Origin of the sequence: Oryzihumus sp. (genome assembly GCF_036391795.1) — a bacterium.
Classification (GTDB): Bacteria; Actinomycetota; Actinomycetes; order Actinomycetales; family Dermatophilaceae; genus Oryzihumus.
On the sequence record NZ_DASVZH010000121.1, the window covers coordinates 1 to 8,048 of the forward strand.

Sequence of the window (8,048 nt, forward strand, 5' to 3'; positions counted from 1 at the left end):
GGCCGCCGGGCGGATCGTCGAGCCCACCGTCTGCGTGCCCACGCCCAGGCTGACCAGCCCGGCTGCCACCGCCGCCGCGGACCCGCTGCTCGACCCGCCCGGGGTGTGCCCCAGCGCGCGCGGGTTGCGGGTGGGACCCGGTGCAGCGTGGGCGAACTCGGCCGTCACGGTCTTGCCCAGGACCAGCGCGCCGGCGTCCCGCAGCCTGCGCACCACCGACGCCTCGGGCCCGCCCAGGACCTGCGGCGGCAGGGCCGACCCGGCGGTCGTCTCCAGCCCGTCGACCCGCAGGACGTCCTTGACCCCCACCGTGGCGCCGTACAGCGCCGGACGGTCCGGCCGCGGCGACCAGCGCCGGGACAGCCGCCCGGCCTCGGCCAGGACGCGTTCGCACCGGTGCGGCTCCGGCAAGAACGCCTGCAGCACCGGGTCGTGCGCCTCGACCCGCTCCACGGCGCTCGCGGCGTGCTCGCGCAGGTCGGCGGCGGCGCGCAGCGCCGCGACCTCCTGCACCAGGCCGCGCGCCGGCGGGAACGTGTGGTCCACGCCGGCAGGCTAGGCCCGCGGCCGCCCCGCGGGCGGGACGCCGGCCCCGGTATGCCGTGTCGCCGGGTGGCCGTCGTCCCGGGCGGCTCGGGCCGTCTGGGATGATGGCCACCATGGCCTCGCTTGCTGACGCGACCCCGCCCATCGCCCTCGGCGCCCTCGACGGCCGCTACCGCGGCACCGTCGCCCCGCTGGTCGACCACCTCTCGGAGGCAGCCCTCAACCGCGAGCGCGTGCGCGTCGAGGTCGAGTGGCTGATCCACCTGACCAGCCACGGCGTCGTCCCGGGCGTGCGCGCCCTGAGCGAGGCCGAGCAGGCCCGGCTGCGCGCGGTGGTCGAGGGCTTCGGCCCGGCCGACGTGGCCGAGCTCGCCGAGATCGAGCGCGAGACCGTCCACGACGTCAAGGCGGTCGAGTACTACCTCAAGCGCCGGCTGACCGAGGCCGCCGACTCCGACGTGGCGAGCCTGTCCGAGCTGGTCCACTTCGCCTGCACCAGCGAGGACATCAACAACCTGTCCTACGCCCTCATGGTCAAGGGCGCGGTCACCGACGTGTGGCTGCCCCGCGCGACCGCGCTGGTCGACGCCGTCGCCGCGATGGCCCGCGACCTGCGCGAGGTGCCGCTTCTGGCGCACACCCACGGCCAGCCGGCGACCCCCACGACGATGGGCAAGGAGCTCGCGGTGCTCGCCCACCGCCTGCGCCGCCAGCTCGCCCGGGTCGGCCGGGCCGAGTTCCTCGGCAAGCTCAACGGCGCCACCGGCACGTACGGCGCGCACCTCGCCGCGGTGCCCGAGGCGGACTGGCCGGCGATCAGCCGGGCCTTCGTCGAGGGCCTCGGGCTGACGTGGAACCCGCTCACCACCCAGATCGAGAGCCACGACTGGCAGGCCGAGCTCTACGCCGACGTCGCGCGGTTCAACCGGGTGCTGCACAACCTGTGCACCGACGTGTGGACCTACATCTCCCTGGGCTACTTCGCTCAGGTCCGCGGCCAGGGCACGGTCGGGTCGAGCACGATGCCGCACAAGGTCAACCCGATCCGGTTCGAGAACGCCGAGGCCAACCTCGAGGTGTCCAACGCCCTGCTCGACGTGCTCGGCTCGACGCTGGTGCAGTCCCGGCTCCAGCGCGACCTGACCGACTCCAGCATGCAGCGCAACATCGGCACCGCCCTGGGCCACAGCCTGCTCGCCATCGACAACGTGACCCGTGGCCTGGCCGGCCTCGACGCCGTGCCGGCAGCGATGGCCGCCGACCTCGACGCCAACTGGGAGGTGCTCGGCGAGCCGGTCCAGTCGGCGATGCGCGCCCTCGCCGCCCAGGGCGTGGCCGGCATGGAGAACCCCTACGAGCGGCTCAAGGAGCTCACCCGCGGCCGCCGGATCACCGGCGAGGACCTGCGCGAGTTCGTCCGCGGCCTGGGCCTGCCCGACGACGTCGAGAAGCGCTTCCTCGAGCTGACCCCGGCGACCTACGTCGGCCTGGCCCCGCAGCTGGTCGACTACCTCGGCGAGTAGTCCTCCAGGCCGAGCAGCACCCACGCCTCGACCGGCTCGGCGCGGCCCTTGAGCTCCAGCGCGCCGAGCCGCTCGGTGACCGCACCGGGCAGGAGGTCGCGGGTGGCGGGGCCGATCGCCACGCCGCCCACGGGCGCCTTCCCCTCCAGCCGGGACGCCACGTTGACCGTGTCGCCGATGACGGTGTGGGTGCGGCCCCCGGCGGCGCCGAGCAGGCTCAGCGACACCTCGCCGCTGTTGACCCCGACCCGGAAGCGCGGCCAGCCCTCGTGCGCGGCGGCCACCGTGCCGGTGGCCTCCTGCAGGTCCAGCGCGGCCAGGGCGGCCCGTCGGGCGTGGTCGGGCTGGTCGCCGCGCTTGTTGAACGTCACCATCAGCGCGTCGCCGATGATCCGGTCGACGTCCCCGCCGTGCCGGCGCACGACCGGCGGGATGGCCACCTCGAAGTAGGCGTTGAGCATGGCGGTGACCTGCTGGGGGTCGTGCGCCTCGGAGAAGCTCGTGAAGCCCTGGAGGTCGGCGAACAGGATGCTCATCTCGCGCGTGCCGGACCGGGTCTGGTCCAGGTACAGGTCGGCGTAGCGCTCCTCGTGCCACTGCACCCGCGCGCCCCAGGCGACCAGGCTGAAGGCCAGGAGCATCAGCACGTGCCACTCCCACCAGCTCAGGTGCCAGCTCGGCGCGTAGACCACCGCGATCAGCGCCTCGGCGAGCAGCACGAACGCCGCCGCCATGGCCAGGAGCATCACCGCCGGCCGGGCCCCCCACAGGGCCAGGAAGCGGGCGGCCGCCACGCCGTACAGGACGATGCCCAGCACGGCGGTGACCACCAGCGGACCGGCCGCACGCTCGGGCGGCTGGTGGCCGTTCAGCGGCGGCAGCTCGGCCAGCGAGGCCACCGCCCACAGTCCCATGAGGGCGAGCAGGCCGGCGCGCAGCCAGCGGGCCACGCGCATGACACGCACGCCCCGCTCGCCCTCGAGGTCGGCGCTGGACCAGGCGGCGAACACGGCGCCGAGGGCCAGCCCGACCGGGATCGCCACGACGAACCCGGCGTTGGGGTGGTCCAGGACGGCCCCCGGGGTCGCCACGGCATGCAGCCCGAGGAAGCCGGCGGCCGACAGGAAGGCCAGCGACACCAGCATCACGCGGGCGTCCCCGCGGGCCAGGGCGGCCGCGCCGGTGCCGTAGGCGACGACCGCGCTGAGCAGGGCGGCAAGCAGGACCAGCCAGAAGTGCGAGGGGTGGTGCTCCCAGACCGCGTCCAGACCGGGGCGCTGCAACAGCAGGAGCAGCCCGGCCATCGGCAGCACCAGGGCCACCCCGGCACCCACCCGCCGGGCCGTCGGGCCCGACAGCCGGGGGCTCACCGGGGCGTCGCCGACGCGGCCGCCCGCAACCCGGCGAGGTACTCGTGCAGCTGGGAGACCACCACCGAGCCCTCCCCGACCGCGTTGGCGACCCGCTTGACCGACCCGGCCCGCACGTCACCGACCGCGAAGAACCCCGGCAGCCCGGTCTCGTAGGGCAGCGGCGGCCGCTCCAGCGGCCACGCCCCGGCGGCGAGCGCGTCCGCACCGCAGAGCACGAAGCCCCGCCGGTCGCGGGCCACCTGCTGCGGCAGCCAGTCGGTGCGCGGCTCGGCGCCGATCATGACGAACAGCCCGTCGGCCCGGATCGTCTCGACCTCGCCGCTGGCGCGGTCGGCGATCCGCACCTCCTGCAGCCAGCCGGCGCCGCCCCCGCCGACGACCTCGGCGTTGGTGCGCACGGTGATCCGCGCGCTGGACTCGATCTCCCCGGTCAGGTAGGCGGACATGCCGTCCGTCAGGGCCGCGGAGCGGACCACGAGGGTGACGTGGGCGGCATACCGCTGCAGGTGCAGGGCGGCCTGCCCGGCGGAGTTGCCGCCACCGACGACGACGGCGTGCAGCCCGGCCAGCCCGTGCGCCTCGGAGACGCTGGCGCCGTAGTAGACCCCGGCGCCGGTGAGCGCCTCGAGGTCGGCGATGCCGAGGCGGCGGTAGGACACCCCGCTGGCCAGGACGACCGTGGTGGCGGTCACGTCGCCGACGCCGGTCAGGGTCGCGACGAACCCGCCGTCCGCCGGGCGCACCGCGCTCACCTCGCGGGTCAGCACGAACCGCGCGCCGAACACCCACGCCTGCTGGTAGCCGCGCTGGGCCAGCTCGGCGCCGCTGAGGCCCCGGGAGAAGCCCAGGTAGTTGCGGATCAGCGAGCTCGACCCGGCCTGGCCGCCCAGGGACTCGCGCTCGACGGTCAGCGCCCGCAGCCCCTCCGAGGCGCCGTAGACCGAGGCCGCCAGCCCGGCGGGACCGGCCCCGACGACGAGGGCGTCGAAGCGCCGCTCGTCCGGCTCCAGCGTGGTGCTGATCCCCCAGGCCTCGCAGATGTCGGCGTCGGTCGGGTCCTCCAGCACGGTGCCGCCGAGCGCGGGCATCCACACCACTGTGGGGCCGTCCGCGTCCTCGGCGGACTCCACCGCGATCCGGCGCAGCGTGCTGATGCCCTCCGCCGAGCCCCGTTCGACGAAGGCGTGCGGGATGCCGTTGCGGGTCAGCAGGCTGCGCACGCCGTGGGCGCGGGGGTCGTGCCGGCCGGCCACGACGACGACCTCCCGCTCCGTGGTCACCGCCGAGCGGGACCACTCCTGCACGAACTCGGAGACGGTCCGCACGAACAGCTCGTCCGGGCTGCTCCAGGGCTTGAGCACGTAGTAGCTGATGTCGCCCAGCGCCATCGACCGCAGGATCGCCTCGGCGGTGGGCCGGTGGGCCCAGGCCCCCCACTCCACCAGCAGCGCGCGCCGGGCGTCGGGGTGCAGCACCCGCAGCCGGGCGAGCAGCTCGGCGCCGGAGAGCCCCGGCAGCCACTGGTCGGCCAGCACCACCGCGACCGGCTCACCCCGGTCCAGTGCCCCTTCGAGCAGGCGGAGCGCGTCGGCGGAGGAGAGCTCGCCGCGCACGCGGAAGTCGGCGCCGAAGCGGCGCTGCAGGGCGGTCTCGATCCGCGACAGCGAGGCCGGGTCCGCGTCCACCGCCAGGATCAGGGGTCGGGTCATCGTGCCTCCCGGGCCGGCGGCCGGGCCACCGGTTCGGGGTCAGGATGGCACTGTGGGCCCCGGTGCGGGATCCCCCCTTTGTCGCAGCGCGTTGCCGGCAGGAATACCCCTTGGGGGTATATCGTTGGACCAGGCGACACACCGGCACAGGAGGCGCCATGGCGGGCTACACCGGCACCAAGGACGACTATCTCAAGCGGCTGCGCCGCATCGAGGGACAGGTCCGCGGGGTCCACAAGATGGTGGAGAACGACACGTACTGCATCGACGTCCTGACCCAGGTCAGCGCCATCACCAAGGCGCTGCAGGCGGTCAGCCTCGGCCTGCTCGAGGACCACGTCGGGCACTGCGTCGTGGACGCCGCGCGGGAGTCCGACGAGGCGGCCGCCACCAAGGTCGCCGAGGCCTCCGCCGCCATCGCCCGACTCGTCCGCAGCTGAGGAGCCACCCATGAGCCAGACCACCATCACCGTCACCGGGATGACCTGCGGGCACTGCGCCCACGCGGTCACCGAGGAGCTCTCGGCCGTGCCGGGCGTGACCGACGTGGCGGTCGACCTGAACGCCGGCGCCGCGTCGCCGGTGACCATCACCAGTGACGCCCCCCTGGACCCGGCCGCCGTGCGCGCCGCCGTCGCGGAGGCGGGATACTCGGTCGCCACATGAGCACCTCCCACCACGCCAGCCACGAGGTCGACCTGGCCATCGGGGGCATGACCTGCGCCTCCTGCTCGGCGCGCATCGAGCGCAAGCTCAACAAGCTCGAGGGCGTGGAGGCCAGCGTCAACCTCGCCACCGAGCGCGCGCACGTGCGGTATGCCGTGCCCCTCACCCCCGCGGACCTCGTCGCGACGGTGGAGCAGACCGGCTACAGCGCCCGGGTCCTGCACCCCGAGGCGCCGGCCGACCACGGGCACGCCGGCCACGACGTCCTCGGTGAGCGGCAGCTCAAGGTGCGGGCCCTGGTGTCCCTGGCACTCGCGATACCGGTGGTGGTGCTGGGCATGGCCCCGCTGCCGGAGTCGCCGGTGTGGCCGTGGCTGGAGCTCGCCCTCGCGACGCCGATCGTGGCGTGGGCGGCCTGGCCCTTCCACCGGGCCGCGGCGGTCAACGCCCGGCACCGCTCCTCGACCATGGACACCCTGGTCTCCCTCGGCGTGCTCGCCGCCTACGGCTGGTCCCTGGTCGCCGTGCTCACCGGCAACACCATGCACCTCTACTTCGAGGTGGCCGCGGTCGTGACGACGTTCCTGCTCGCCGGGCGCTGGGCCGAGTCCCGCGCCCGCGCGTCGGGTCGCTCGGCGCTGCAGGCCCTCATGGAGCTCGGCGCCAAGGACGTCGCCGTCCAGCGGATCGACCCGGCCAGCCGGGTCACGACCGAGGTGCGCATCCCGGTCTCCGAGCTGGCGGTCGGCGACCACTTCTTCGTCCGGCCCGGCGAGAAGATCGCCACCGACGGGGTCGTCGTCGACGGCACCAGCGCGGTCGACCGCAGCCTGGTGACCGGGGAGTCGATGCCGGTCGACACCGGCCCGGGCGACGAGGTCACCGGCGGGACGATCAACACCAGCGGCCGGCTGGTGGTCCAGGCGCGCCGTGTCGGCGCGGAGACCACGCTGGCCGCGATGACCCGGCTGGTCGAGCGGGCCCAGCAGGGCAAGGCGCCGGTCCAGCGGCTGGCCGACCGCGTCTCGGCGGTCTTCGTCCCCACCGTGCTCGTCCTGTCCGTGCTGACCTTCGCCGGGTGGATGGTCGCCGGGCAGCCGGTGACCAGCGCGCTGAGCGCCGCCGTCGCGGTCCTCATCATCGCCTGCCCGTGCGCGCTGGGCCTGGCCACGCCGACCGCGCTGCTGGCCGGCACCGGACGCGGCGCCCAGCTCGGGGTGCTCATCAAGGGCCTCGAGGTGCTCGAGAGCACCCGCCAGGTCGACACGGTCGTGCTGGACAAGACCGGCACGCTCACCGTCGGCGCGCCGAAGCTGACCCACGTCCGCGCCGCGGGGCGGCTGTCGGTGACGGCTGCCCTGCGCACCGCGGCGGCGGTCGAAGCCGGCAGCGAGCACCCCGTCGCCCGGGCGGTCGTCACCGCCGCGCGCGACCGTGGCCTGGACGTGCCGGCGGTCACCGGCTTCGAGGCGCTGGCGGGCTCCGGCGCGCGGGCGTTCATCAAGGACACCCTGATCACCGTCGGCAAGGCCGAGATGTTCGAGCGGGTGCCCGAGGAGATCGCCCAGGTGACCGCGCCGGGCACGACCGTCTGGGTGGGCTGGGGCGGCACCGCCCGGGCCGCGCTGACCGTGGCCGACGAGGTGCGCGAGTCCTCCGCGGACGCGGTGCGCGACCTCGGCGAGCTGGGCCTCACGGCATACCTGCTGACCGGGGACAACGCGCAGACCGCGCAGGTCGTCGCCCAAGCCGTGGGCGTCGACCCGGCGCACGTGCTCAGCGACGTGCTGCCCGAGGACAAGCACGCCGCGGTGCACCGGCTCCAGCAGCAGGGCCACGTGGTGGCCATGGTCGGCGACGGCGTCAACGACGCGGCGGCGCTGGCGCAGGCCGACCTCGGCATCGCGATGGGCAGCGGCACCGACGTGGCGATCGAGTCCGCCGACATCGTGCTCATGCGGCCCGACGTGGCCGCGGTCGCCGACGCGGTCGCGCTCTCACGCCGGACCCTGCGGGTCATCAAGCAGAACCTCGCGTGGGCGTTCGGCTACAACGTCGCCGCGATCCCGCTCGCCGCGCTGGGCCTGCTCAACCCGATGGTCGCCGGCGCCGCCATGGCCCTGTCCAGCGTGATCGTCGTGACCAACAGCCTGCGGCTGAAGACGTTCCGCCGGCACTGAGGATCCGCCGGCACCGAGCCCGGACACAGCAGGAGGCCGCGACCCCAACGG

General features: G+C 74.9%; 7 protein-coding genes. 4 read left to right on the top strand and 3 right to left on the bottom strand.

Annotated features, from left to right (window positions below; all coding sequences use genetic code 11):
• Positions 1-546, bottom strand: a 546-nt coding sequence (locus VF825_RS07020; RefSeq protein WP_331111578.1) for an amidase family protein, incomplete at its 3' end; no start/stop codon positions are given.
• 113 nt (positions 547-659) lie between these two features.
• On the opposite strand from VF825_RS07020, the gene purB reads away from it, so the two are divergent.
• Positions 660-2,069: an adenylosuccinate lyase gene (gene purB, locus VF825_RS07025; RefSeq protein ID WP_331111580.1), complete on the top strand. Its 1,410-nt coding sequence runs from the start codon at positions 660-662 to the stop codon at positions 2,067-2,069.
• Here purB and VF825_RS07030 read toward each other — a convergent pair.
• Positions 2,054-3,439, bottom strand: coding sequence for an adenylate/guanylate cyclase domain-containing protein (locus tag VF825_RS07030; protein WP_331111582.1), 1,386 nt, complete (start codon positions 3,437-3,439; stop codon positions 2,054-2,056). The genes purB and VF825_RS07030 overlap by 16 nt on opposite strands.
• On the bottom strand, positions 3,436-5,151 hold the full coding sequence (locus VF825_RS07035) for an FAD-dependent oxidoreductase (protein ID WP_331111585.1): 1,716 nt from the start codon (positions 5,149-5,151) through the stop codon (positions 3,436-3,438). Before VF825_RS07035 ends, VF825_RS07030 begins: the two co-directional genes overlap by 4 nt.
• A gap of 158 nt (positions 5,152-5,309) precedes the next feature.
• Between VF825_RS07035 and VF825_RS07040 the strand changes: the two genes are divergently transcribed.
• The 3 genes from VF825_RS07040 to VF825_RS07050 are packed head-to-tail and all read left to right on the top strand — an operon-like array spanning position 5,310 to position 7,997.
• On the top strand, positions 5,310-5,591 hold the full coding sequence (locus tag VF825_RS07040) for a metal-sensitive transcriptional regulator (RefSeq protein ID WP_141790146.1): 282 nt from the start codon (positions 5,310-5,312) through the stop codon (positions 5,589-5,591).
• Between the two features lie 10 nt (positions 5,592-5,601).
• Positions 5,602-5,817: a heavy-metal-associated domain-containing protein gene (locus tag VF825_RS07045; RefSeq protein ID WP_331111589.1), complete on the top strand. Its 216-nt coding sequence runs from the start codon at positions 5,602-5,604 to the stop codon at positions 5,815-5,817.
• Positions 5,814-7,997 (top strand): heavy metal translocating P-type ATPase, encoded by a 2,184-nt coding sequence (locus tag VF825_RS07050; protein ID WP_331111591.1) that lies wholly within the window; start codon positions 5,814-5,816, stop codon positions 7,995-7,997. Before VF825_RS07045 ends, VF825_RS07050 begins: the two co-directional genes overlap by 4 nt.
• Positions 7,998-8,048 lie beyond the last annotated feature (51 nt).

Coding starts and splice junctions, on each gene's coding strand:
- VF825_RS07045 (WP_331111589.1), top strand. CDS start 5,602: ATGAGCCAGACCACCATCACCGTCACCGGGATGACCTGCGGGCACTGC.
- VF825_RS07050 (WP_331111591.1), top strand. CDS start 5,814: ATGAGCACCTCCCACCACGCCAGCCACGAGGTCGACCTGGCCATCGGG.
- purB (WP_331111580.1), top strand. CDS start 660: ATGGCCTCGCTTGCTGACGCGACCCCGCCCATCGCCCTCGGCGCCCTC.
- VF825_RS07040 (WP_141790146.1), top strand. CDS start 5,310: ATGGCGGGCTACACCGGCACCAAGGACGACTATCTCAAGCGGCTGCGC.
- VF825_RS07035 (WP_331111585.1), bottom strand. CDS start 5,151: ATGACCCGACCCCTGATCCTGGCGGTGGACGCGGACCCGGCCTCGCTG.